General features: G+C 37.0%; 1 rRNA gene. It reads right to left on the bottom strand.

Features of this window, described 5'->3' with window-relative positions:
- A 23S ribosomal RNA gene (locus tag ACYQ73_RS28400) occupies nt 1-96 on the bottom strand; the annotation flags it as partial.
- Nucleotides 97-238: the final 142 nt, after the last annotated feature.

Below are 238 nucleotides of genomic sequence, written 5' to 3'. Positions count from 1 at the left end.
CTCACTTACAGCTCCCCGAAGCATATCGGTGTTAGTGCCGTCCTTCATCGGCTCCTAGTGCCAAGGCATTCGCCGTGCGCCCTTAATAACTTAACCAAGTTATTAAGCCTAAAAAAAACTTAAAAAATAAATGTGTTTGTTACAATTTCAATGTCGTTTTATCCAGTTTTCAAAGAACAAGTTTTGAAGTATTTCATTCATTAAGAATGAACCTTCAAAACTGAACGCAAAACGTAAT

The organism is Lysinibacillus sp. CTST325, assembly GCF_054665055.1.
This window is presented reverse-complemented; position numbering and strand designations above follow the sequence as displayed.